At 61.8% G+C, this 23,046-nt stretch carries 23 protein-coding genes and 2 tRNA genes; 16 read left to right on the plus strand and 9 right to left on the minus strand.

The window, feature by feature from the left end:
- Positions 1-82: 82 nt before the first annotated feature.
- Positions 83-727 carry a TetR/AcrR family transcriptional regulator gene (locus J3485_RS09085; protein ID WP_206952156.1) on the minus strand — a complete coding sequence of 215 codons (645 nt, stop codon included), beginning with the start codon at positions 725-727 and terminating at the stop codon, positions 83-85.
- Positions 728-1,038: 311 nt separating this feature from the next.
- Here J3485_RS09085 and J3485_RS09090 point away from each other — a divergent pair, with 311 nt between their 5' ends.
- Together J3485_RS09090 and J3485_RS09095 are read left to right on the plus strand one after the other, a co-directional pair.
- A complete protein-coding gene (locus J3485_RS09090; protein WP_206952157.1) occupies positions 1,039-1,986 on the plus strand; it encodes an amino acid kinase family protein in 948 nt (315 codons plus the stop codon).
- A gap of 128 nt (positions 1,987-2,114) precedes the next feature.
- Positions 2,115-2,315: a copper chaperone gene (locus J3485_RS09095; protein ID WP_206952158.1), complete on the plus strand. Its 201-nt coding sequence runs from the start codon at positions 2,115-2,117 to the stop codon at positions 2,313-2,315.
- A gap of 57 nt (positions 2,316-2,372) precedes the next feature.
- Here J3485_RS09095 and J3485_RS09100 read toward each other — a convergent pair whose 3' ends face one another.
- Complete coding sequence (locus J3485_RS09100) at positions 2,373-2,600, minus strand: hypothetical protein (RefSeq protein WP_206952159.1); 228 nt, start codon at positions 2,598-2,600, stop codon at positions 2,373-2,375.
- 312 nt (positions 2,601-2,912) lie between these two features.
- Here J3485_RS09100 and J3485_RS09105 point away from each other — a divergent pair, with 312 nt between their 5' ends.
- Positions 2,913-3,566 (plus strand): response regulator, encoded by a 654-nt coding sequence (locus J3485_RS09105; protein WP_206952160.1) that lies wholly within the window; start codon positions 2,913-2,915, stop codon positions 3,564-3,566.
- Positions 3,567-3,698: 132 nt separating this feature from the next.
- Positions 3,699-4,064 (plus strand): hypothetical protein, encoded by a 366-nt coding sequence (locus tag J3485_RS09110; protein ID WP_206952161.1) that lies wholly within the window; start codon positions 3,699-3,701, stop codon positions 4,062-4,064.
- A gap of 13 nt (positions 4,065-4,077) precedes the next feature.
- Here the strand turns inward: J3485_RS09110 and J3485_RS09115 are convergent, their stop codons facing one another.
- The 5 genes from J3485_RS09115 to J3485_RS09135 form a co-directional block, all read right to left on the minus strand.
- A complete protein-coding gene (locus J3485_RS09115) occupies positions 4,078-5,067 on the minus strand; it encodes a 2-dehydropantoate 2-reductase (RefSeq protein ID WP_374192439.1) in 990 nt (329 codons plus the stop codon).
- A 37-nt stretch (positions 5,068-5,104) separates the two neighbouring features.
- Complete coding sequence (locus J3485_RS09120; protein ID WP_309476997.1) at positions 5,105-6,118, minus strand: class II aldolase/adducin family protein; 1,014 nt, start codon at positions 6,116-6,118, stop codon at positions 5,105-5,107.
- Positions 6,089-6,175, minus strand: a tRNA-Leu gene (locus J3485_RS09125). Before J3485_RS09125 ends, J3485_RS09120 begins: the two co-directional genes overlap by 30 nt.
- A gap of 179 nt (positions 6,176-6,354) precedes the next feature.
- Positions 6,355-6,807 (minus strand): MarR family winged helix-turn-helix transcriptional regulator, encoded by a 453-nt coding sequence (locus tag J3485_RS09130; protein WP_206952164.1) that lies wholly within the window; start codon positions 6,805-6,807, stop codon positions 6,355-6,357.
- A gap of 130 nt (positions 6,808-6,937) precedes the next feature.
- On the minus strand, positions 6,938-8,071 hold the full coding sequence (locus J3485_RS09135) for a glycerate kinase family protein (protein ID WP_206952165.1): 1,134 nt from the start codon (positions 8,069-8,071) through the stop codon (positions 6,938-6,940).
- 390 nt (positions 8,072-8,461) lie between these two features.
- On the opposite strand from J3485_RS09135, the gene tig reads away from it, so the two are divergent.
- From tig to lon, 4 genes are all read left to right on the plus strand, one after another.
- Complete coding sequence (gene tig, locus J3485_RS09140) at positions 8,462-9,808, plus strand: trigger factor (protein WP_206952166.1); 1,347 nt, start codon at positions 8,462-8,464, stop codon at positions 9,806-9,808.
- Between the two features lie 143 nt (positions 9,809-9,951).
- Entirely contained in the window at positions 9,952-10,605 is a 654-nt protein-coding gene (gene clpP / locus J3485_RS09145; protein ID WP_206952167.1) for an ATP-dependent Clp endopeptidase proteolytic subunit ClpP, read from the plus strand.
- A 205-nt stretch (positions 10,606-10,810) separates the two neighbouring features.
- Positions 10,811-12,082, plus strand: a complete 1,272-nt coding sequence (gene clpX, locus J3485_RS09150; protein WP_206952168.1) for an ATP-dependent Clp protease ATP-binding subunit ClpX — start codon at positions 10,811-10,813, stop codon at positions 12,080-12,082.
- A 182-nt stretch (positions 12,083-12,264) separates the two neighbouring features.
- Positions 12,265-14,685 (plus strand): endopeptidase La, encoded by a 2,421-nt coding sequence (lon, locus tag J3485_RS09155; RefSeq protein WP_206952169.1) that lies wholly within the window; start codon positions 12,265-12,267, stop codon positions 14,683-14,685.
- 76 nt (positions 14,686-14,761) lie between these two features.
- Here lon and J3485_RS09160 read toward each other — a convergent pair whose 3' ends face one another.
- Positions 14,762-15,646, minus strand: coding sequence for a LysR family transcriptional regulator (locus tag J3485_RS09160; RefSeq protein ID WP_206952170.1), 885 nt, complete (start codon positions 15,644-15,646; stop codon positions 14,762-14,764).
- Between the two features lie 140 nt (positions 15,647-15,786).
- Here J3485_RS09160 and J3485_RS09165 point away from each other — a divergent pair, with 140 nt between their 5' ends.
- From J3485_RS09165 to J3485_RS09180, 4 genes are all read left to right on the plus strand, one after another.
- Positions 15,787-16,560 (plus strand): SDR family NAD(P)-dependent oxidoreductase, encoded by a 774-nt coding sequence (locus J3485_RS09165; RefSeq protein WP_206952171.1) that lies wholly within the window; start codon positions 15,787-15,789, stop codon positions 16,558-16,560.
- Positions 16,561-16,682: 122 nt separating this feature from the next.
- On the plus strand, positions 16,683-17,036 hold the full coding sequence (locus tag J3485_RS09170; protein ID WP_277991599.1) for a putative quinol monooxygenase: 354 nt from the start codon (positions 16,683-16,685) through the stop codon (positions 17,034-17,036).
- 195 nt (positions 17,037-17,231) lie between these two features.
- Positions 17,232-17,504, plus strand: coding sequence for an HU family DNA-binding protein (locus J3485_RS09175; RefSeq protein ID WP_206952173.1), 273 nt, complete (start codon positions 17,232-17,234; stop codon positions 17,502-17,504).
- A gap of 88 nt (positions 17,505-17,592) precedes the next feature.
- Positions 17,593-17,668: transfer RNA gene (locus tag J3485_RS09180), tRNA-Val, on the plus strand.
- 195 nt (positions 17,669-17,863) lie between these two features.
- Here the strand turns inward: J3485_RS09180 and J3485_RS09185 are convergent.
- Positions 17,864-18,526, minus strand: a complete 663-nt coding sequence (locus tag J3485_RS09185; protein WP_206952174.1) for a DUF3313 domain-containing protein — start codon at positions 18,524-18,526, stop codon at positions 17,864-17,866.
- 208 nt (positions 18,527-18,734) lie between these two features.
- Between J3485_RS09185 and J3485_RS09190 the strand changes: the two genes are divergently transcribed.
- The 4 genes from J3485_RS09190 to J3485_RS09205 all read left to right on the plus strand — a co-directional run bounded on the left by J3485_RS09190 (position 18,735) and on the right by J3485_RS09205 (position 22,967).
- Positions 18,735-19,334 (plus strand): TetR/AcrR family transcriptional regulator, encoded by a 600-nt coding sequence (locus tag J3485_RS09190; RefSeq protein ID WP_206952175.1) that lies wholly within the window; start codon positions 18,735-18,737, stop codon positions 19,332-19,334.
- Positions 19,335-19,496: 162 nt separating this feature from the next.
- Entirely contained in the window at positions 19,497-20,765 is a 1,269-nt protein-coding gene (locus tag J3485_RS09195) for a paraquat-inducible protein A (protein WP_206952176.1), read from the plus strand.
- A 1-nt stretch (position 20,766) separates the two neighbouring features.
- Positions 20,767-22,386: a PqiB family protein gene (locus J3485_RS09200; RefSeq protein WP_309476998.1), complete on the plus strand. Its 1,620-nt coding sequence runs from the start codon at positions 20,767-20,769 to the stop codon at positions 22,384-22,386.
- Between the two features lie 26 nt (positions 22,387-22,412).
- Positions 22,413-22,967, plus strand: coding sequence for a PqiC family protein (locus J3485_RS09205; protein ID WP_242538530.1), 555 nt, complete (start codon positions 22,413-22,415; stop codon positions 22,965-22,967).
- Positions 22,968-23,046: the final 79 nt, after the last annotated feature.

Consider the following 23,046-nt stretch of genomic DNA (forward strand, 5'->3'; position numbering starts at 1 on the left):
AATCCGGCCGCGGCGGCATCGACGATGAGGCGCAAGACTCCGCATTCGGCCAAAGGGCGGCCATAGGCGCTCGTTCTTGAAACTAGATCTCACGCGTCGCGAGCAACTCGCGTAGCAGGCTCACGTATTCCCTGCGTGCCCGATTGATTTCGGCCGCATTTTGCGCCGTCGTCCGCAATACCTCGCGCAAACAAGCATGAGCAATCGGCGCGATCAGCAGCGCCGGCGATTGCGCAGCGATCCCGTCACGCAACGTGCCTTCGCGTACCCCCTTGACGATGAGCTTGCGGATCGACGCAACGACGGTTCGCTCCATATAGCGTCGCCATTGTTCGACGGCATCGGGTACCCGCGCGCGCTCCGCGATCAGCAGGCGAAGCGTCGCCACGGCCGGTTCGCTGACGGCCCAAGCGTAAAGACGATACGCGAGCAAATCGACCATCCGCTCGATCGTGACCGGGTCTCGCAGCAAGGCGCGCTTGCCGATGCCGATCGGCTGGAGCGAGCGATGGAGCAATGCTTGGAAGATTTCGTCCTTGCTGGCGAAGTGCGCATAGATACCGCCTTTTGACAGGCCCGCGAGTGCGGCGATGTCGTCGATCCGCGTGTGCGCAAAGCCATGCGTCGAAAACGCCTCGTACGCCGCATCGAGGATTTGGCCGATGCGAACGTCGGGCGGCAGCCGGCGGCGCACGCGGGCGGGGAGTCGGACGGGGGCGTTGCTCATGCTGGTCTTCGTTAGGGTGACATGACGAAGCGTTGGCGTACCCGTTCGCGGTCGGACGATCGGCACAGCCCACATGGTAACGACTACGCGGTCGGTTCTCGCTTGACGTGGATCAAGTTGGTATGAAGGTTTTGCGCGTGTTTGCACCTTCGTTTCGTCAGATATGAAGCGCACCGCTCGCCGCCGGATGTGCTCCAGGACGCAGTCAGGACCCGCGACTTCCTCTATATCGTGGATTGGATGTCGGCGAGCGAAGGGCGCGCTTGGCGACCCGTGACGGACGACGTAACGATGGCGGGAGGAATCGAGACATGCGCATCGTGATCGCATTGGCGGAGAACGCGCTGCACAAGCGGGGAGAGAAGGCCAGCGCCGACGAAGAGGCACGCAGCGTCCGGGTGGCGGCTGCACGATTGGCGGGTGTCGCGGACGGTAACGATCTCGTCATCATGCATGCCGAGGGGCACCGAGCCGTGATTCCAGTGTCGCAAGATCAGGGGCGGCGCGCGAATGCGGACGATTCGCACTGCGTGCTCGATGCCGAGCCGCACGTGAGGCATGGCTGTCGGTTCGAGCTCGAATTACGCAACTGCCTACCGAGTGTCCGTGCGTGCGCGACGTTGCTGACGATGGTGGAAGTCGATCTCGCCGACCCCGCGTTCGAGCACCCCGACAAGCCCGTCGGCACCGTCTTCGCGGGGGAGCGTGCGCTCGCCGCGGCGCGGGCGAAGCATTGGAGCATGGCCTACGACGGTGTCGGCTATCGACGCGTCGTCCCGGCACCGCGCCCAATGCGTCTTCTGCAATCGGAGCCGTTGCGCAGGCTGATCGAGCAAGGCACGATCGTCATGTGCGCGGGCGGGGGCGTCCCGGTCGTGTCCGCCGCGGACGGGGCGCTGCATAGCGTGGAGGCCATCATCGATCCGTATGGCGGGGCGGCACTCGTGGCGGAGGCCATCGAAGCCGATCTATTCGTGATCGCCACCGACATGGCCGGCGTCTTTCTCGATTGGGGCACCGCCAATTCCAAGCTGCTGCGCCACGGACACCCGAGCGCGCTGCGCGAACTCGCGTGCGCAGCGGGGACGATGGGACCGAAGCTTCAGGCCGCTTCGCACTTCGCCGAGCGCACCGGGCGGCGTGCCGTCATCGGCGCACTGGCCGACGTCGGGCGACTCGTCGAAGGAACGGCCGGTACGACGATCTCGTGCGAACGCGTCGATCCCCGCTGCTTCGCGGGTGGTTCGGTTGCTCGGTGAGCCGCTTGCTGCGTCACGCATGACCTGCGTCGATGCGTCGCTTGTTTATATCACAACGTGATATAGAGTGAGGCATGCCCTGGATGCGCATATCCGGGGCGGCAGACGCGCGATGCGAGGGAGCGGTGATGAGATTCGTGGTGCGGGAGATGGCGGGAACGGACGACACGGGGCGGATTGCGACTGCCGTTAGCAGTGTCGATCCGCAAGCGCAGGTCGCAGTCGATGCGGGCGCTCGAACGATCGACGTCGATTCCTGGCTTTATCCGGAGGAGTTTCTGATCGCGCTATACGAAGCGGGCTACGATGCGCGCATCAATCGGCGCTGAACGTACGGCCTGTCTATTGCCCATCGCCATCTAGCCGGGAATCGGGCGCTCGCTTCGCTACGCATGCTTAGTCGTCGCGCACGAGCCCGAGCCGGTACGCATGAGACGCGCGAGTACATCGGCACCGTGCGGTGTCACACGAAACTCGGTACGGTCGCCGCTGCGTGCCACCCACTGGACGAGATCGCGCTCGACCAGCGCTTCGAGATCCGGGCTCTCGATATCGGCAGTCTCGGGTGCATGAACGATGACGAAGAGCTGAGCGAGTTCGTGCGGCGACAGCATGGGGCGGACTCCTGAAAGCGAAGAGGGCGCTTCGGGCCGGCTATCCAGCCTTGCAACAGTCTTTCAGCGAAGCGTCGATGCAGTGTCTCCGAAACGCCGGCGCCGAACCATCGGTCGGTCGGCTGACATTGCGTCGGCAATTCTCCCGTCGGCGGTAGGAATCATTCGAGTCGTCGTACGATCGGATCTATGCGCTCTATCGCATTGCGCCGTCAAAAGGTCGCAGTAGATGGCGTGCAGCGCGCCGCTTTCCCTTCGCGAAACCTAGAATGGAGGCAAAAGCCCGAGCGGCAATTGGTTAGGAGTCCTCAGATGATTCGCGTGCTCCTGGCGGATGACCATGCAGTCATGCGCGACTGCTTGCTGCACATTCTGGAGGCTGCGCAGTCGTTCGTCGTTGCAGGTCAGTCGAGCGACGGCGAATCGACGCTCGCACTCGTGCGCAGTACGAACGCCGACGTGCTCGTGCTCGACTTGACGATGCCGGCGGGCGGCGGCATCGGTCTGATCGAACGCATCCGCGCCGCGAATCCGCGACTTCGCGTGCTCGTTTTGAGCATGCATGCCGAGCCGCATGTCATGGAGCGTGCCTTCAAGGCCGGGGCGGATGGTTATTTGACGAAAGAGAGCGCGGGTACCGACCTCGTCCTCGCCGTGCGCAAAGTCGCGCACGGCGAAGCGTATGCAGGGCTTGGCCATGCGGAACGTAGCCCGCAACGCCTCGAACGGTTGACGCCGCAGCCGCACGATGCGCTCACCAGCCGCGAACGAGAGGTTTTACGTCATCTCGCGGCAGGCGAGACGAGCCGGCGCATCGCCGACGTGCTCGACCTCACGCCGCAGACCGTCAGCACACACAAAAAGCACATTCTCGAGAAGCTCGCACTGGCCAACGATGCGGCACTCATTCGCTACGCGATGCGTCACGGTTTGGATGGCGAGGGCGACGAATCTGGTGTTGATTAGGGTTTGCACTTATATAAAGTAAAGGGGCCTGACGCCGTAATCCACTGGAGCAGTTGCGGCGGCCGGCGGGCTCGGCACGATCGCGCTAACGTTTGCGCGCCTCTGAGACTGCCTCTCACTTACGTCTATCCCATGCATCTCGCGACATCGTCTACCCAATCGATCGGGACGGAACGGGACGCTGCGCTTGCCGGTCAGGCACGCGCGGCGTTCAAGGCGTTGTATCTCGTGTCCGGGGCCGCGGCGCAACTCGGTGCGAGCGGCTTGCAAGTGCAAGACGCCCAATGGCAAGCACTTGCGAGCGCGGCGCGCAGTGCGAGCGCCGCGCTGCCAGGGCATGACGACGGCGAGAGCGATACGTTGGCGGCGTTTCGCCGTTTGTCTACGCTTTGCGACCACCTGCTCGAGCGGTGGGCGACGGGCCACGCCAGCCCCTCGGCGATGTGGCGCGACCTGGCGCGCGCCGGACGCGACGCCTACGAGTACCTTGGCGCATAGCGCCGAGCGACAATTACAGTCCGCTGTTCGCGGCCCGCTGACGCAATAGTCCGAGCACGACGTCGCAAAACGGCGTCGGCACGCCGAGCCTGCGTCCGAGTTCGGGAAAGACGCCGAGGATAGGATCGATCTCGAGCGGACGTCCCGCTTCGACGTCTTGCAGCATCGATGTCTTGAATGCGCCGAGTTCGCGCGTGACGGCCACGCGCTGCGGTGCCGACATGCCTGTCGATAGGCCGAGGCGACGGCCGATCGCATCGGCTTCTTCCATCATCCGCAGTGCGAGCGCGTGAGTGAACGGGTCGTCGAGCAGCCGGTCGGCCGTCGAGCCTGTCAGCGCACTGAGCGGATTCATGTTCATGTTGCCCCAGAGCTTGGCCCAGATATCGGTGCGAATATCGTCGGTCGCTTCGGCATCGAAGCCGCCTTGCGCCAGCGCATGGGCGAACGCGCGCGCCGCGCTCGCGCATTGCGTGTGAGCCGCGCCGACGATGAGGCGATTGCCGCGGCCGCGTTTGACGACCCCGGGTGCGACGGACGCCGACGACAGATGGACGACGCAGCCGATCGCGCGCGCAGCCGGCAGGACGGCGGAGACACAGCCGCCGGGGTCGACGGCTTCGAGCGGCTCCGGCTCGTTTGCCCCCATGCCGACGAGCCCCTGCAGAAACCACCATGGCAGACCATTCATGGCGCTGACGACGAGGGTGCTGGGCCCGATCATCGGACGCAGCGAAGCCGCGAGTGCCGGCAGCGCCTGTGACTTCAGCGCGAGCACGACGACGTCCTGCTCGCCGAGCGCGGCCGCGTCGTCGCTCGCTTCGATCGCCTGGACGGACACGGTTTCGGCCGGTGCATCACCGGCGATGATTCGTAGGCCGTGCGCGCGGACCGCTGAGAGCGTTTCGCCGCGCGCGAGCACCGATACCTGCTGCCCTGCGCGCGCGAGTGCCGTGGCAAGCAGCGCACCGATCGCGCCCGCTCCGACGACAGTGGTGCGCACACGGGGCGCGCTGTCCTGAGTTTCGACCTTCAACGCATTACTCCTTGTAGGACGGGTCGATTTTGTCGATCTGACGCAGCAGGGCATCGAGCACGTCTTGGCCCGCGCCGTAGGCCGGATCGAATTGCAGCGAATCGCGCGTGCAGCGGGCGGCGATGTCGGGCGCAATAGCGCGCGCGCGGCCGAGCGAGGCCGTTGCCACCTGAATTTCGCATGCGCGATTGAGCGTCCATAGGCGAGCGAAGGCCTGCGCGATCGTCTGGCCGACCGCGAGCAAGCCGTGATTGCGCAGGATCATGAGCCGCTTCTCACCGAGATGGGCAACGAGCCTTGGCCCCTCGTCGCCATGCACGGTGATGCCTTCGAAGTCGTGGTAGGCGACCATGCCGTGAAGCTGCGCCGAGTAGAAGTTCGTGTTCTCGAGGCCCGCTTCCGAGCAGGCGACGGCGAGCCCCGCCGTCGTATGCGTGTGCATGACGCAATGGGCGTCGGGCAGCGCGCGATGGATGGCGGCATGGACGACGAATCCCGCGGGATTCACGCGATGAGCGGACGGCTCGACGAGATTGCCGTCGAGGTCGATCTTCACGAGATTCGATGCCGTGACCTCCGTGTAGTGAAGCCCGAACGGATTGATGAGGAAATGCGTAGGCGGACCCGGCAGGCGCAGCGTGATGTGGTTGTAGATGAGCTCGGTCCAGCCGAGCATCGCGAAGATGCGGTAGGTGCCGGCCAATTGGATGCGCAGCGCGCGTTCGATCTCGCTCATGCCTGTCTCCTTGCGTGCCGTCGGCGCGCGTTCGTCCAAGTCAGCATAGTTCAAACTAGTTGTGCACACAACCAATTTGGCGTGTGAAGCGGACGGAGATGCGGCACGCGCTCGCAGCGCAACGGTGCGACTACGGAGACGATGGGCGATGCGCGTAGAAAGGGCTGAAACGCCCGCGGCGGCAGAAAGCCGACAGGATGCCGCCGTGGCGGCTTCCCGTGGGAATGCGTCGTATAAAACCGATGAGTGAGATGGTGCGAGGAGCGGGACTCGAACCCGCACACCATTGCTGGCGTCAGGACCTAAACCTGGTGCGTCTACCAATTTCGCCATCCTCGCGCCGAAGCACCGCATTTCGCGCGCTTCGATGTGTGGCTTGCTTTCATGGCGCTGGGAGACAGCGCGCGTCATGCGATCGAAAGCGTAAGCGCGAGATTCTAACTCATTCGCGCGCCGTTGTGTCGAGGATCGTTTGCGGGTGGCGCACGGTGTCGATGCGGCGCGCTATTGGTCATCGGTCATCGGTCATCGGCGAGCGCATGCGCGATGACCTTGTCGAGCGCGTGCCCGAACGCTTCCTTTTCTGCGTCGTCGAGACAATCGAACAAATCGGCGTTCCACTTGCGTGCGATCGGCATTACTTTGCGAAAGAGCGCGCGGCCTTCCGGGGTTAGCGAGATCAGCACGACGCGGCCATCCTCGGCACTCGGCTCGCGGCCGACAAGCCCGCGTTGGATCAGCGCCTCGGCCGCACGGCTCGCTTGGCTCTTGTCCAAATTCGCGTGCTTGGCCAAGTCCATGATCGAGAACGGGCCGAACGAGCCGACCGACGCGATGACGCGCGCCTCGGGCAGCGTGATGTCGAGCTTGGTCTGATAGCGCTCGCTGATCCCGCGATCCGAGAGCTTGTTCAGCACATGCATGCGGTAAGTCAAGAATTGCTCGAGCCCGGCTTTGGCTGCGGCCTTCATAGGGGTCCTGTCGATCTCGTCGAAAGAGGGAAAAAACGCATCCGCGCGATTGTTGCCGCATCCGGCGCGAGGGTCAACGAGGTCATTCGCGCTTGTGCGCGCCGGCTCACAGGCCGGCGCGGTTCCTCGCTCAGGCGAACTTCAAGCGTGCGAGTTGCTCGGCTTCGTTGGCCAGGAGCCGCGCCGCATCGCGAATCGCGACGTCGAGCGTGATCGGGCCGGGCGCCGGCGAGAAGCATCCGCTGAAGTGCTCGCCAAGGCGGGCGAGCGCGCTCGGGTCGACGCCGCCCGAGAGCAGCGTGGCCGGTACGCCGGCCGCGCGCGCGTGTCGGCACGCGATGAACGGCGCTTTGCCGTGCAGCGTCTGCGCATCGGATCGGCCTTCGCCGGTGATGAGCCAGTCGGCGCCGTCGAGCGCGGCGTCGAGCCCCACTTGCGACGCCACGACTTCGGCGCCGGGTTCGAACTGTGCGCCGAGCAGGTGCAGCGCGAAGCCGAGCCCGCCGGCTGCTCCCGCGCCCGGCAGCGCGCGAGCGTGTCGTCCGAGCGCGCTTTCCGCGAGTTCGGCAAAGTGCGCGAGCACTGCATCCAGTGCGCCGACGCGCTCGGCCGCAACGCCTTTTTGCGGACCGAACACGGCCGTGGCGCCATGCTCGCCCGTCAGCGGATTGTCGACGTCGGACATCGCGACGAACGATGCTTGCGCAAGCCGTGCGTCGAGCCCGGACGCATCGATGCGCGCGAGCGCGCCAAGTGCCTCGGGGGTCGGCTCGAGCTCGTGCCCGGCGGCGTCGAACAGCTTGAGGCCGAGGCCCACGAGCAGCCCCGCGCCGCCGTCGTTCGTGCTGCTGCCGCCGAGCGCGACGAAGAATCGCCGCGCGCCGGCATCGAGCAGCATGCGGATGGCCTCGCCCATGCCGCGCGTGCTGCGCGCCTCGACATCGATGCGCATCGCAACCGCATCGGTGATGCCGACGATCTCGGCTGTTTCGATCACGGCGCTGCCGTCGGACAGCAAGCCGACGGCGGCATTGCGCTCGGCCTCGCTGGCTCCGCGTACGCGCAGCAGGCGTCGCTCGCCGCCGCCCGCGAGCATCGCATCGAGCGTGCCTTCGCCGCCGTCGGCCATCGGGCACAGGCGCACGATCGCTGCGGGCAGCACGCGCCGCACGCCGTCGGCGATGGCGATGGCGACCGCTTGCGCGCTCAGCGAGCCTTTGAACGAGTCGGGGGCGATGACGACGGTGGGTGTGCTGCCAGGCATGGTGTCTCCGGATAGGGGAGCGCTCGGCGGCGAGGCCGGCGCTCGGTGGTTCGCGGTGTGCTCGGATGCGAGCTTATCAGTGCGCACGCCTCGTTGGATATATGCGAGCGCATGACAGGCATCGCGTCGCGCCGATGCCGCTCGCCTCGAAACGCGGCATGCGCCGCGCGAGCGAGGCGCGATGGAGCCGCTCGCGCGTGCGTCGCCAAATCGGGGTTGTACCGATCAATAGTTTGCTAGAATGTCCGATTCTTCCGACCCGATCCGTGCCGTCGGCAGTGGACGCAAGGCAGCCTGGGGCGGTGATTGCGGCCCCCCCAGGGCGCGGCGCAAGGCGTGGGCACGGCGAAGATAACCGATTCGCTTGAATAATTTAGGACGATTTAAGTCATGGCTAACGTTGTTGAAAACCTCGGCAAGCTCGAACGCCGTGTGACGATTTCCCTGCAGAAGGACACCGTGCGCAAGGAAATCGATTCGCGCATCCGCCAACTCGCGAAGAACGTCCGCATGCCGGGCTTCCGCCCCGGCAAGGTGCCGCTGAAGATGGTGACGCAGCAGTACGCCGGGCAGGTCGAGGCCGAAGTGCTGAGCGACAAGGTCGGCAAACAATTTTTCGACATCAGCCGCACGGAAAATCTGCGCGTGGCCGGCCAGCCGAGCTTCAGCCCGAAGGAAAACGCGGCCGACGACGCCTACGCGTTCGACGCGACGTTCGAGGTGTACCCTGAAGTGAAACTCGGCGATTTGGCGAGCGCCGAGCTCGAGCGTTCGGTCACGCAAATCTCCGAAGCCGAAGTCGACCGCACGCTCGACATCCTGCGTAAGCAGCGCGTGCATTACCACGCGCGCGGCGAAGCCGGCGAGCACGGCGACGGCGGCGCGGACGCGTCCGCCAAGAGCGGCGATCGCGTGACGGTGGACTTCGTCGGTAAGCTCGACGGTGTCGCGTTCGAAGGCGGCACGGCGCAAGACTTCGCCTTCGTGCTCGGCGAAGGCCGCATGCTGGCCGAGTTCGAACAGGCCGCGACGGGCCTCGCAGTGGGCGAGGAACGCGAGTTCGACCTCAAATTCCCCGACGATTACCACGGCAAGGACGTTGCCGGAAAGACGGCTCGATTCACGATCACGATGAAGAAGATCGAATGGCCGCACCTGCCCGAAATCGACGCCGATTTCGCGAAGTCGCTTGGCGTTGCCGACGGCGATTTGGCTAAGATGCGTGGCGAGATCAAGGAAAACCTCGAGCGCGAGGCGAAGCGCCGCACGCAATCGCTGGTGAAGAATCAAGTGATGGATGCGCTGCTGAAGGTTGCGGAACTCGACGTGCCGAACGCGCTGATCGAGCAGGATCAACAGCGTCTGGTCGAAATGGCGCGTCAGGATCTCACTCAGCGCGGCGTGCCCAACGCGCAAAACGCGCCGATCCCGGTCGAGATGTTCAAGGAACAGGCTGAGCGCCGCGTGAAACTCGGCCTCGTGCTCGCCGAACTCGTGAAGGAAAACGGCCTCGAGGCGAAGCCCGAACAAATCCGCGCCGAGGTCGAGGAATTCGCGAAGAGCTACGAAGACCCGAAGGAAGTGATCCGCTGGTATTATTCCGACAAGCAGCGCCTCGCTGAGATGGAAGCCTACGTCGTTGAGAGCAACGTCGTCGAATTCGTTCTCGGCAAGGCGAAGGTGACGGATAAGGAAGTCAGCTTCGAAGCACTGGCGAGCGCCTCGGCGCAAGCGTAAGGCATTGCCCGAAACGGCGTGCGAGCTGTCGAAGCGACGGCCTGCACGCCGTTTTTCATGTCGTACGCGTTTACCGCGTCGCGGCGGTGGTGCAGGCCCCCTTCCGGCCGTTTCAAGACCCATTCCGAACAAGGATCCATTGCATGATCTCTCGTGCTCAATTATTGGACACGTTGGCCTCTCACGCGCCGCGCGATTTCGAGACGCAAGCGCTGGGGCTCGTTCCGATCGTCGTCGAAACGAGCGGCCGCGGCGAGCGTTCTTACGATATCTACTCGCGCCTGCTCAAGGAGCGGGTCGTTTTCATGGTCGGGGAAGTCAACGACCAGACGGCCAACCTCGTTGTGGCACAGTTGCTGTTCCTCGAGAGTGAGAACCCCGACAAGGACATCAGCCTGTACATCAATAGCCCGGGCGGTTCGGTGTCGGCGGGGATGGCGATCTACGACACGATGCAGTTCGTCAAGCCCGACGTATCGACGCTTTGCATGGGGCTTGCGGCCAGCATGGGTGCGTTCTTGCTCGCGTCGGGCGCGAAGGACAAGCGTTTCGCATTGCCGAACGCACGCGTCATGATTCACCAGCCGCTGGGCGGCGCGCGCGGCCAGGCGTCCGACATCGAGATCCAAGCTCGTGAAATTCTCTACCTGAAGGAACGGCTCAACCAGCTCCTCGCGCACCACACGGGGCAGCCGGTCGAGCGTATTGCGCGCGATACCGACCGCGATAACTTCATGTCGAGTGAAGACGCGCAGGCGTATGGGCTCATCGATCAAGTCCTGCAAAAGCGTCCATGAAGCATCGCGTGCCGGTCCGTTGTGTCCAATAGGTGCGACGCCCGACTCAAGCGATGTCATAAATGGTCGATAATAGTTCTGGGCGCCGACGGCGGAGATGCCAACGTGCATTTCCCGTTACGCCGGCCGGCCGATTTGATCCGACCCTGTGGTAGGGCGGTAAGCGGCGTGCCTGTCATTCGAGTGTCCGGAGGCTCGTATATCCATGGCGGACAAGAAAGGTTCGAGCAGCGAAAAGCTGCTGTATTGCTCGTTTTGCGGCAAAAGCCAGCATGAGGTCAAAAAGCTGATTGCGGGCCCGTCGGTGTTCATCTGCGATGAATGCATCGACTTGTGCAACGAGATCATTCGCGACGAAGCCGCGGGAGCTGGCACGGACGTAGGCTTGTCGAAATCCGACCTGCCGAGCCCGCAAGAAATCCGCGACATCCTCGATCAGTACGTAATCGGGCAAGAGCGCGCGAAGAAGATTTTGGCCGTGGCGGTGTACAACCACTACAAACGGCTCAAGCATCTCGACAAAAAAGACGACGTCGAGCTGTCCAAGAGCAATATTCTGCTAATCGGGCCGACCGGCTCGGGCAAGACATTGCTCGCGCAGACGCTCGCCCGGCTGCTGAACGTGCCGTTCGTCATCGCCGATGCGACGACGCTCACGGAAGCCGGCTATGTCGGCGAAGACGTCGAGAATATTATTCAAAAGCTGCTGCAAAACTGTAACTACGAAGTTGAGAAAGCGCAGCGCGGTATCGTCTACATCGACGAAATCGACAAAATCAGCCGGAAGTCGGACAACCCGTCGATCACGCGCGACGTCTCGGGCGAGGGCGTGCAGCAGGCGCTGCTCAAGCTCGTCGAAGGCACGATGGCATCGGTGCCGCCGCAGGGCGGTCGCAAGCACCCGAACCAGGATTTCATCCAGGTCGACACGACGAACATTCTCTTTGTTTGCGGCGGGGCGTTCGACGGGCTCGAAAAGGTCATCACCGACCGCACGGAAAAAACGGGGATCGGTTTCGGCGCGAGCGTGAAGAGCAAACAGGAGCGCGACGCAGGCGAGGTGCTGCGCGAAGTCGAGCCCGAGGATTTGATCAAATTCGGGTTGATCCCCGAATTGATCGGCCGTTTGCCCGTGGTGGCGACGCTCGGCAAGCTCGATGAAGTGGCGCTCATGAAGATCCTCGTCGAGCCGAAAAACGCCCTCGTGAAGCAGTACAACAAACTGTTCGCGATGGAGCGCGTCGAGCTCGAGATCCGCCCCGCGGCGCTGCAAGCCGTGGCGCGCAAGGCGATTCGCCGCAAAACCGGCGCGCGCGGCCTACGTTCGATCTTGGAACAGGCATTGCTCGACGTCATGTATGAACTGCCGGCAATGAAAGGGGTCAGCAAGGTCATCATCGACGACAACGTCATCGACGGCGATGGCAAGCCCTTGCTCATCTATGAAGAAGCGCCCAAGGTCGCAGGCTCGAATTGATTGACCCTAAAGCTTTCCCAGGAACGGCCGTTCATGGAGACGTGAACGGCTTTTTTCGTTTATCTTGTGGGTAACACTGACCGCTTCTGAATACATCGAACTTTTCCCACACACGCAGGCTTGCAATCGGTACCGCGGGCCTCAACTATCGAACGAACTGATTCCACTCATGGGGAAATGAAATGTCAGGAACCCAACTCCTTCCTTCGGAGCGCATTACGCTCCCGTTGCTGCCGTTGCGCGACGTCGTCGTTTTCCCGCATATGGTTATCCCGCTGTTCGTGGGACGGCCCAAGTCGATCAAGGCGCTCGAAGTCGCGATGGAGGGCGGCAAGCACATCATGCTCGTCGCGCAAAAGACCGCTGCCAAGGACGAGCCGACCGAAAAGGACATGTACGAAGTAGGGTGTATCGCCAACATCCTGCAGATGCTGAAACTGCCTGACGGCACCGTGAAGGTGCTCGTCGAGGGGCTGCAGCGCGCGAAAACGCTCTCGATCGAAGAGCAAGAGACGCAATTTTCCTGCGAAGTGATGCCGCTCGAACCCGATCACGCTGACGGCGCCGAAACGGAAGCGCTGCGCCGCGCGATCGTGTCGCAGTTCGACCAATACGTGAAGCTGAACAAGAAGATCCCGCCCGAGATTCTGACGTCGCTCGCGGGGATCGACGAAGCGGGTCGCTTGGCCGATACCATCGCGGCGCATCTGCCGCTCAAGCTCGACCAGAAGCAGCACATTCTCGAGATGTTCCCGGTCGTGGAGCGGCTCGAGCATCTGCTCGCCCAGCTCGAAGCCGAGATCGACATCCTTCAAGTCGAAAAGCGCATCCGCGGCCGCGTGAAGCGCCAGATGGAAAAGAGCCAGCGCGAGTACTACCTGAACGAGCAGGTCAAGGCGATCCAGAAGGAGCTCGGCGAAGGCGAAGAGGGTGCGGATCTCGAAGAACTCGAGAAACGCATCGAAGCCGCGCGCATGCCGAAGGAGGCCAAGAAGAAGGCCGATTCGGAATTGAAGAAGCTCAAGCTGATGTCGCCGATGTCGGCCGAAGCGACCGTCGTGCGCAACTACATCGACACGCTGATCGCGTTGCCGTGGCGCAAGAAAAGCAAGGTCAACAACGACCTCTCGAACGCCGAGCGCGTGCTCGACGAAGATCACTTCGGCCTCGAAAAGGTCAAGGAACGCATTCTCGAGTATCTCGCCGTGCAACAGCGCGTGGAAAAGGTGAAGGCGCCGATTCTGTGCCTCGTCGGGCCTCCGGGCGTCGGCAAGACGTCGCTGGGCCAGTCGATCGCTCGTGCAACGAACCGTAAGTTCGTGCGCATGGCGCTCGGTGGTGTGCGCGACGAAGCCGAGATTCGCGGCCACCGCCGGACCTACATCGGCTCGATGCCGGGCAAGATTTTGCAAAGCCTCACGAAGGTCGGCGTGCGCAACCCGCTCTTCTTGCTCGACGAAGTCGACAAGATGGGCATGGATTTCCGCGGCGATCCGTCATCGGCGCTGCTCGAGGTGCTCGATCCGGAACAGAACCATACGTTCGCCGATCACTACGTCGAGGTCGATTTCGATCTGTCGGACGTGATGTTCGTCGCGACGTCGAATTCGCTGAACATCCCGCCGCCGCTGCTCGACCGGATGGAAGTCATCCGCCTGTCGGGCTACACGGAAGACGAGAAGGTCAGCATCGCGGAACGTTATCTGCTGCCCAAGCAGAAGAAGAACAACGGTCTGCGCGACGGCGAGGTCGTGGTGATGGAACAAGCGATCCGCGACATCATTCGCTACTACACGCGTGAGGCGGGCGTGCGCTCGCTCGAGCGTGAAGTGTCGAAGATCTGCCGCAAGGTCGTGAAGATGCTGCTGCTGAAAAAGGCCGACGGCGCGGTCAAGGTCGACGGCAGCAATCTCGATACGTTCCTCGGCGTGCGCAAGTACGATTTCGGTCTGGCCGCGAAGGAAAACCAGATCGGTCAGGTCACGGGCCTCGCATGGACGGAAGTCGGCGGCGATCTGTTGACGATCGAAGCGGCGGTGATGCCGGGCAAGGGCAATGTCCTTCGCACGGGTTCGCTCGGCGACGTGATGAAGGAATCCGTCGAAGCTGCGCGTTCGGTGGTGCGCTCGCGCTCGCGGCGTCTCGGCATCAAGGATGAAGCGTTCGAGAAGCAGGACATCCACATCCACGTGCCCGAGGGTGCGACGCCGAAGGACGGTCCGTCCGCCGGTATCGCGATGACGTCCGCGTTGGTGTCCGTGCTAACGGGCATTCCGGTGCGCGCTAACGTGGCGATGACGGGCGAGATCACGCTGCGCGGCGAGGTGCTGCCGATCGGCGGGCTCAAGGAGAAGCTGCTGGCAGCTCACCGCGGCGGCATCAAGCTCGTGCTGATCCCGGAAGAGAACGTCAAGGATCTGCCGGATATCCCCGACAACGTGAAGAACGCGATCGAGATCGTACCGGTTCGCTGGATCGACAAGGTACTCGAACTCGCGCTCGAGCGTGTGCCCGAGCCGCTAGTGGAGGAAGAGCCGAAAGCCACGCCCGTCGCCGAGGCGGCGAAGGATGCGGCTACGACGTCCGAAGTCGTCAAGCATTGACGAGAAGGGTCGCCCGACGCGGGCGGCCAATGAAACCGCGAACGATGCGACAAACGCCGTTCGCGGTTTTTTATTGTCACGCTTTCATTGCAGCGATTAACGTTCTCAGTCCGGCCGATTGGTGTTTGCGACTGGAGAAGTAGAGAAAGAGACCTTCTTCGACGACGCACCAGTCTTCAAGGCAGGCTTTGAGTCGTCCGTCGCGTAGATAAGGCGCGGCTCTGTCTTCCCAGACATAGGCGAGCCCTAGACCGCGCGCCGCGGCGTCCGCCATCAACTCTTGGCTATCAACGGTCAAGGGACCGTCGACTTCTACTTGGACGCTTTCGCCGTTTTTCGAAAATTCCCAATTAAAGATCGTTCCGCTGGGAAACGCATATCGGACGCACGTATGGTGTTGCAGTTCATGCGGGGTGGTCGGCGTCCCCTTGTCCTGAAAGTAGCTCGGTGCGCCAACAACGGCGAAGCGCAGGTTCGATTTGAGGCGAACCGCGATCATGCCCTGCGAAAGACGCTCGCCGAAGCGAATTCCCGCGTCGAAGCCTTCTTCGACGATATCGACCAGTGAATCGGTAGCGACCACATCCAGCTTCAAACCCGGATTTCGCTTCAGTAGCTGCTCGATGGCATCGCCAAGGACGTAGGGGGCAATCGAGTTGGGCACATTGATTCTGACCGTACCGAACGGCGTGGCGCGGAACGTATTCAGTTCGTCCACGGCGGCGCGCATATCCGAGAGTGCCGGCCCTAATCGAGCAAACAACATGTCCCCGGCTTCCGTCAGTGAAACGCTGCGGGTCGTGCGATGAAAAAGACGTACGCCCACGCGAGTTTCCAGGCTGCGTATCGAATGGCTCATTGCTGAGGCGGAGGTACCTCGTTCGATAGCGGCTTGGCGAAAGCTCAGATGCTTGGCCACCGCGGTAAACGCGGCAAGCTCAGCCAATTCGGCACTTTCCATTGATGAGCCTTATTCAATACTTTGAGGAAGATTGCCGACTTTATCATATCAATGCACGGCTCCAGAATGGTTGAGACGCAATGAGCGGGGATTTCTTCCACTGCTTTCCGCAGTCCAACGTATCGAAACTGGAGAAATAAATGAATCGCTGTGTCTTGCCCCAAACGCTTTCCGGAAAAGTCGCACTCGTTACCGGCGCGAGCTCCGGTATCGGCCGCGCGGCGGCTATCGAGCTGGCCCGTCGTGGCGCCCAAGTGATCGCCGGCGCGCGGCGTCGAACCGAAATCGAGGCGCTTGTCGCCGAGGTCAAGCAGGAGGGTTATGAGGCCACGGCCGTCGTCGTCGACATCAATATCGAACGCGACGTGATTGATCTAGTTGCGAAGGCGATTTCGACTTACGGCCGGATCGACGTGGCCTTCAACAATGCGGGCACCGAAGGGGCGTTCACGCCGTTCGTGGACCAATCGAATGAAGTCTACGACACGATTTTCAACGCCAATGTGCGCGGCGTTTTCTGGTCGATGAAGCATGAAGCGAAGGCCATGCTGGCTCAAGGCGGCGGCGTCATCATCAACAACGCGTCGATGGGCGGCATCATCGGTTTTGCCAACGCGGGCCTCTATATTGCCAGTAAGCATGCCGTTCTCGGCCTGACCAAGACGGCGTCGATCGAATTGTTCAAGCAAGGCGTGCGCGTCAATGCCGTCAATCCCGGCATCATCGACACGCCATTTCAAGACCGCATCTGGCCGAGCGCCGAAGCGAAGAATGCCTTCGCAGCGTCGACCGTGCCCGGTCGCGCCGGCTCGCCCGAAGAGATCGCAGCGGTCGTCGCCTTCCTCGCGTCGGACGACGCTTCATTCGTCTCGGGCCACGGCCTACTCATCGACGGTGGATATTCGATTGCGTGATCGGTGGGCGCGCGCTTGCGAGCGAGATCCGCAGGGCGATGGCATCATTTCGCTGCGCGCAGCGCAATGTCATCACGAAAGAACGCTTCCAACCTACGACCTGAAGTTTTGAGGAAAGCGACATGACTGCACAAACGGCGTCTAACGCAACACCTGCTGCGAATGGTACGCAACTCACTATCATTGCATTTCTTCGGGCCAAGCCTGGTTTGAGCGATGAACTGGGCCGCCGTCTCGCCAGCTTGGTCGAACCCGCGCGCGCCGAGCCAGGCAACATCAACTATGACTTGCACCGCTCGAACGATGACCCGAACGTTTGGGTTCTCTACGAAAACTGGAAGGCGCCATCCGATCTCGAGGCGCATTTCGAGCAGCCTTACATGAAAGCATTCGTCGCGACGCTGTCCGAAGTGCGCGAAGGCGAATCGGATCTGCGCCGTTGCGCGATGGTCACCAAGGTCGCCAGCAAAGACTAGAGACGACGATCGAACGGCGTCGAGCGCATGCTTGTCCCCGCATGCACGCGACGCGGATGGCCGAATCAGGCGCAACCCTTGTTGACACTGCCGTTTCGGCCACTTTTAATGGGCACGCGCAGCATGGACTGCGCTTTCTTTCCGGCGCTTCCAGGCGCTTTCGCGATTGCCCAACATTCATCATCGGGGACTCGGATGAACAAGACGGAACTGATCGACCATATCGCAGAACAAGCGGATCTATCGAAGGCGGCGGCGGGACGGGCGCTCGACGCCGTGCTCGGCGGCGTCAAAGGCGCGCTGAAGAAAGGCGGTACCGTGACGCTCGTTGGCTTCGGCACGTTTGCCGTGGGCAAACGCACGGCACGCACGGGCCGCAATCCGCGCACCGGCGCGGCGATCAAGATCAAGGCGGCAAAGGTGCCGAAATTCAAGCCTGGCAAAGCGCTGAAAGATGCGCTAAACTAGCGGGCTCGCTAGCTAGTGAATGTCCTGACGTTCGAATGTCCTGACGTTCGCAAGCGGCAAGGAAATAAAGCTGCAAAGCGTCGCGAACGGGTGCTTAGCTCAGTTGGTAGAGCGGCGCCCTTACAAGGCGTAGGTCGGGAGTTCGAGCCTCTCAGCACCCACCATCGTTCGCGAATGGCTTTCAAGATCGCCCCAAGATGGCTCCAAGCAGGTCCACTGTGATCTGCTGTCGCACCCTGAAACCCGCGTGGCTATTCGCTCCGCGGGTTTTTTGTTGGTGCGAGCATATCCCGAAAGGCGCATTGGGTGCCGCCTGACTCCAGGCTTTTCCTTTAGCTGACGCGTTTGCGCGACTCGTTTTAGTGAAACTGGGCGATCAACCCGTCAGCGCCCTTATCCAGGCCGGTCTTCGCCGCACCCAATGATCCGAAGGCTGCTGCGAGGTTCATTGCATTCGGATATTGCTTCGAAACATAGGCCTTCAGCAGGTGGCCGTTACTGCTGTCATAGATTTCGACGGCATAGGACACCGAGCCACTGAATGCGCCCTGGCCGCCGCGAACCGACTGCACGCCGTTGTAGAGATTGCCCGCGAGGTCGAAATGCATGAACTGTCCGACAAGGAATGTGGTCTTTTCAGCGCCGGTCAATGTCAGCTTGACGCGCAACGTGTTAGAGCCGGGCTGTTTCGCAAGTTGGAACCGCGTGGCCAATTTCTCCGAAAACGTTTTTCCCATGTACTCGGCAAGCGCGGCCCGGTCGTCATTCTTCATGTCGCCGAACTGATTGTCGCTGCCCTGGTACACGACGACCGGGTCCAGTAGCACCTGCGTGTATCGCGACCAGACCACGGGGGCCGTATATCGGTAGGGCACCTTGCCCGAATCGCCATCGTGGTTCTGCTGCAACTGCGAGGAAGACGAAATGCCCGCATAGGGGACGGGCTGCACACCGGCGCACGCGGCCAGGGTCAGCACCGCCGCAGCGGTGAAAAGAAGCGGGGCGACGTTTTTCTTGGACATTTTGCATTTCCGTAAGGGGCAGTTCGAGCCAGGGCGGCTCTCTGTTCTGGTCGGAGCCGACGGGACCGAACAGTAGCATCGCATCTATTTTTTGTAAACCGTCTATCCGGTTTGCTTTCTGAATGACCGACGCGCTACAATTCCCTGCCCAGTTCGGTGAGATCCAACACTCCCGGCCGCAATCGTCGCGACATCATCACTATCGATAATGGATAACCAGACCCGTTCAGAGATTTCTCGTAAGAAGGCCATTGACGCCGCGCTGACCATTCTGTCGCGAGAGGGGGTCGGCGGACTGACGTTCGATTCGCTGGCGCGCGAAAGCGGCATCAGCAAGGGCGGACTCCTGCATCAATTTCGTACGCGGCACGGTGTGCTGTGTGCGCTGCTCGATTACCAACGGCAGCAGTTCGAGCAGATTGGGCGGAACTATCTGGAGAAGGAAGGCGCGACCAAGGCCGAACCGATTCTGGCGGCCCACATCGCGATTTACCGAGAAGCCATCAAGCAGCCGCGTTCGGTGGCACGGGCCGGTCTTGCCGCGCTGATCGAAAGTCCGGCATTGCTAGAAGACATCAAGACGACTGACACAGTCACCATCAAGGCGTTGCAAGACCAAGCGGCCGACCCGGATTTATCGCTGTTGCGATACTTCGCTGCTAGCGGTATCGCATTTCACACGCTGTTGGGTACGTCGCCGTTGAGCGAATCGGCTCGCAACAGACTCTTCGTCCGACTCCTCGACGAAGCAAGTTGGCCGGCTCAGACGTCGCCTCCCAAACGTCGTTCCAAGCGCCGCGCGGACTGACCGGCGAACGGCGCGGTTGGAGGGGACGGAATCCGTCTGCTCCAACGTTTGATCAATTAACAAGCCGTCTACCCGGTTTGTTAATTTTAATTGCGATATCAATCTGACGCCTCGAATGTGCTGTCCGTAGCGAGGGGCGTACCCGAACACCGGATGTCGAAGATGAATGAAGCGAAACTGATCGCGTGTCACGAATGTGATTTGCTCCAATGGAACGCCCCCTTATCCGAACGCGGAACGGCTCGCTGCCGACGCTGCAGCGCGACCCTCTATCGAAGCCTGCCGATAACGTACGATCAGGCGCTTGCGCTTTCATTGGCTGCCGCTGTCATGTTTGCGGTTGCCAACTGCTTTCCGATCATCGCACTTTGGGTCGAGGGCGCATTTGTCGAAGCGACGCTGTTCGGGGCGGTTTCGTCGCTGTGGAACGATGGTATGTGGCCTTTGGCCGGCCTTGTGTTCGTGACGACGATCCTGATGCCTTCAGTGAACATCGCAGCAGTGATCTATCTGCTTTTGCCGTTGCATTTGGGTCATTCGCCCTGGCGATTCGAGCTGGTTCTGCGTGTGCTCAAGCACGTTGCGCCTTGGTCAATGGTCGAAGTGCTCATGCTCGCCATGCTGGTCGCGCTCGTCAAACTCGAGTATTTCGCGACCGTCGTTCCCGGCTTTGGGATCTGGGCGTTCGGTGCGGTGATGGTGCTGCTCGCAGCCGCGGCAGTTTCGTTCGATCCGGCTGACATAAGGGCACGTATCCACAGCTTGTCAGGTGATCACCCCGCGTCGCACGTGCCGGAGGCAGGTACAACGGCCCTGACCGCGGCTCGCGCCGGTCTATTCGTGTGCCACGACTGCGGCCTCGTGTCCAAGCCGCTCGCTCGTGTCCATGTCGGGATCTGCCCACGATGTGGCGCGATATTGCATCTGCGCAAACCTCAGAGTCTCGCGCGCACCTGGGCATTTCTGTCAGCCGCGACGGTTCTCTACGTCCCGGCTGTTCTCCTGCCGGTTATGGTCACTCGTACCGTGTTCGGTACTCGATCCGACACACTCTTGAGCGGCGTCGTATTGCTCTGGGCCTCCGGCTCGTGGGCGCTCGCCATGGTCGTTTTCATTGCCAGCATCGTGGTGCCGTTGCTGAAAATCCTGTCGCTCACGTATCTCGCCTGGAGTACGCAGTTGCGCTCCCGTGCGGTCACGCGAAAACGAACGCGGATCTACCGGGTGGTCGAACTCGTGGGCCGCTGGTCGATGCTCGATATCTACGTCATTACCCTCCTGGTCGCACTCGTCCGATTCGATTCGATGGCGACGATCGATGCGGGTCCTGGCGCGATCGCATTCGGAGCGGTAGTCGTGTTGACCCTATTCGCTGCATTGTCGTTCGATCCCCGGCTGATATGGGACGCTGTGGAGTCAGAAGGTGAATAAGGTGTCGAGACAGAAAAATAGCGAAGGCGCGGCAGACTTTCCGACGGCAGTCGCCGTGCAGCGGTCGGGGTGGCAGGTACGGATGGTATGGCTTGTGCCCGTGGGGGCCGTTTTGATTGCGGGCGGCCTGGCCGTGCAGGCGTTGATGCAACGAGGCCCGACTATCACCATCCGCTTCGCCACAGGTGAGGGCATCGAGGCCGGCAAGACAAAGATCAAGTTCAAGAACGTCGACGTTGGCGTAATCAAGCGTCTTGCACTTTCCGACGATCACAAGACAGTGCTTGCCCGTGCTGAAATGACTCGCGGCGCTGCCGGCATGCTCGTCGACGATACCCGCTTCTGGGTCGTGCGCCCGCGCATTACCGCAGGCACGGTATCGGGCATCGGCACGTTGATATCCGGTTCTCACATCGGCATGGACGTCGGCACGTCGCAAAAGGCGCGACGCAATTTCGTCGGTCTCGAGTCGCCGCCGGCCTTGGCGTCCGGCACGCAGGGGCGAGAATTCGTGCTCAAGAGCGCGACCATCGGCTCGCTCGATATCGGTTCGCCCGTATTCTTCAGGCGGCTTCAGGTCGGTCAGGTTGTCTCGTACGCACTTGACCCTGACGGCGCAGGCATGACCATACGCGTCTTTATCAATGCGCCTTACGATAAATACGTCACGAACGACACCCGCTTCTGGCACGCAAGCGGCGTGGATGTGACGTTGGACGCGACCGGCGTGAAGATCGATACCGAATCCGTGGCGTCGATCCTGATCGGCGGACTTGCATTCGAGAACCCGCCGGACACAACGTCCACGACCGAAGCCGACGCGCTGCAACCGTACGAGTTGTTCGCTGCACGCACCGAGGCGATGAAGCCGCACGACACGATCGTCGACAAATACGTGTTGAACTTCAAGGAGTCGGTGCGTGGATTGAATGTGGGTGCACCTGTCGACTTTCGGGGGATCGTCATTGGCGAAGTGGCGGCGATCCGTGCGCACTTCGATCCTGCCACCCGGGCGTTCAGTATTCCCGTCGAGGTGAACATTTATCCGGAGCGACTGATTTCGCGAGACAACTGGGACGGCAGCATTGGAAGCACGTCGTCGGAGCGAAAGCAGTTCGCGGACTACTTGATAGCGAAAGGGCTACGGGCGCAGCTAAGGACAGGGAATCTTCTAACCGGGCAACTGTATGTCGCGATCGACTTCTTCCCCGCCGCACCGAAGGCGAAAGTGGACTGGAGTAAGAAGATGCCCCAACTGCCGACGGTGCCAGGCAACTTGCAGGGCTTGCAGGAATCCATCACCAATCTCGTCGCGAAGCTCAACGAGATTCCGTTTAAGGGGATCGGCACGGACCTGCGCAAAACGCTCGGCGATGCGGACACGCTACTCAATACCATCAACACGGATATAGCACCCGACGCAAAAGCGACGCTGACCGCGGCGCGAGAGGCGCTGACGTCGGCGAATCGCACGCTGCAAAGCGACTCCCCATTGCAGCAAAGCACGGTCGAAACCATGCATGAATTGTCACAAGCGGCAGTCTCGATTCGCACGTTGGCGGAATATCTCGAACGTCACCCGGAAGCGCTGATTCGTGGCAAGTCCAAGGACAAACCATGAGCCGATATTCCGCGTTCGCTTCGGCAATGATCGTGTCGACCTTTTTCGTGGGGTGCTCGACGTCGCCGGCCTCCAGGTTCTATACGCTGAGTGCCGTTCAAATCGCCGAACCGCGGCCCGGTATAGAGCCGATTGCGATTGCGATGGGTCCGGTTACGGTTCCGGAGCTTGTCGATCGACCGCAAATCGTGTCTACGATCGACGCGAACCGTGTATCCATAGACGAATTCGCTCGCTGGGCCGATCCGCTGAAGAGTCAGATCGCGCGCACGCTGGCGGCGGACCTCATGCAACTCATGCCCGGTTCGGTCGTGTCGGTCTATCCGCAGCGGGCGAGTGACAACGGCTATCGAGTCAGCGTCGACGTACAGCGTTTTGATTCACCGACAAGCGGGGCGGTGACGCTGGCGGCGATCTGGTCGGTGCGTTCGCCAAAAGGCAACGTCCTTGACGGACACGCTGTCGTACACGAGGCCGTGAGCGAGCCTGGATACGACGCGCTGGTCAACGCACATAGTCGGGCACTCTCGTCGGTGGCCAAGGATATCGCGGTAGCCATGCAATCCGCGTTAGCGCAGTGAAACGACACGGGGGCGCGATGAGATATGGGCATCGTCCGGTGTCGAGCCTTTCTCGTATCATGCTCAAGGGTTTTCCCCT

This window comes from Trinickia acidisoli, assembly GCF_017315725.1.
In the GTDB taxonomy this organism is placed as follows: domain Bacteria; phylum Pseudomonadota; class Gammaproteobacteria; order Burkholderiales; family Burkholderiaceae; genus Trinickia; species Trinickia acidisoli.

Bases quoted from the DNA above. Each gene is read 5' to 3' on its own strand.
- J3485_RS09085 (WP_206952156.1), bottom strand. From the start codon at position 727: ATGAGCAACGCCCCCGTCCGACTCCCCGCCCGCGTGCGCCGCCGGCTG.
- J3485_RS09090 (WP_206952157.1), top strand. From the start codon at position 1,039: ATGCGCATCGTGATCGCATTGGCGGAGAACGCGCTGCACAAGCGGGGA.
- J3485_RS09095 (WP_206952158.1), top strand. From the start codon at position 2,115: ATGAGATTCGTGGTGCGGGAGATGGCGGGAACGGACGACACGGGGCGG.
- J3485_RS09100 (WP_206952159.1), bottom strand. From the start codon at position 2,600: ATGCTGTCGCCGCACGAACTCGCTCAGCTCTTCGTCATCGTTCATGCA.
- J3485_RS09105 (WP_206952160.1), top strand. From the start codon at position 2,913: ATGATTCGCGTGCTCCTGGCGGATGACCATGCAGTCATGCGCGACTGC.
- J3485_RS09110 (WP_206952161.1), top strand. From the start codon at position 3,699: ATGCATCTCGCGACATCGTCTACCCAATCGATCGGGACGGAACGGGAC.
- J3485_RS09130 (WP_206952164.1), bottom strand. From the start codon at position 6,807: ATGAAGGCCGCAGCCAAAGCCGGGCTCGAGCAATTCTTGACTTACCGC.
- J3485_RS09135 (WP_206952165.1), bottom strand. From the start codon at position 8,071: ATGCCTGGCAGCACACCCACCGTCGTCATCGCCCCCGACTCGTTCAAA.
- tig (WP_206952166.1), top strand. From the start codon at position 8,462: ATGGCTAACGTTGTTGAAAACCTCGGCAAGCTCGAACGCCGTGTGACG.
- clpP (WP_206952167.1), top strand. From the start codon at position 9,952: ATGATCTCTCGTGCTCAATTATTGGACACGTTGGCCTCTCACGCGCCG.
- clpX (WP_206952168.1), top strand. From the start codon at position 10,811: ATGGCGGACAAGAAAGGTTCGAGCAGCGAAAAGCTGCTGTATTGCTCG.
- lon (WP_206952169.1), top strand. From the start codon at position 12,265: ATGTCAGGAACCCAACTCCTTCCTTCGGAGCGCATTACGCTCCCGTTG.
- J3485_RS09160 (WP_206952170.1), bottom strand. From the start codon at position 15,646: ATGGAAAGTGCCGAATTGGCTGAGCTTGCCGCGTTTACCGCGGTGGCC.
- J3485_RS09165 (WP_206952171.1), top strand. From the start codon at position 15,787: ATGAATCGCTGTGTCTTGCCCCAAACGCTTTCCGGAAAAGTCGCACTC.
- J3485_RS09170 (WP_277991599.1), top strand. From the start codon at position 16,683: ATGACTGCACAAACGGCGTCTAACGCAACACCTGCTGCGAATGGTACG.
- J3485_RS09175 (WP_206952173.1), top strand. From the start codon at position 17,232: ATGAACAAGACGGAACTGATCGACCATATCGCAGAACAAGCGGATCTA.
- J3485_RS09185 (WP_206952174.1), bottom strand. From the start codon at position 18,526: ATGTCCAAGAAAAACGTCGCCCCGCTTCTTTTCACCGCTGCGGCGGTG.
- J3485_RS09190 (WP_206952175.1), top strand. From the start codon at position 18,735: ATGGATAACCAGACCCGTTCAGAGATTTCTCGTAAGAAGGCCATTGAC.
- J3485_RS09195 (WP_206952176.1), top strand. From the start codon at position 19,497: ATGAATGAAGCGAAACTGATCGCGTGTCACGAATGTGATTTGCTCCAA.
- J3485_RS09205 (WP_242538530.1), top strand. From the start codon at position 22,413: ATGATCGTGTCGACCTTTTTCGTGGGGTGCTCGACGTCGCCGGCCTCC.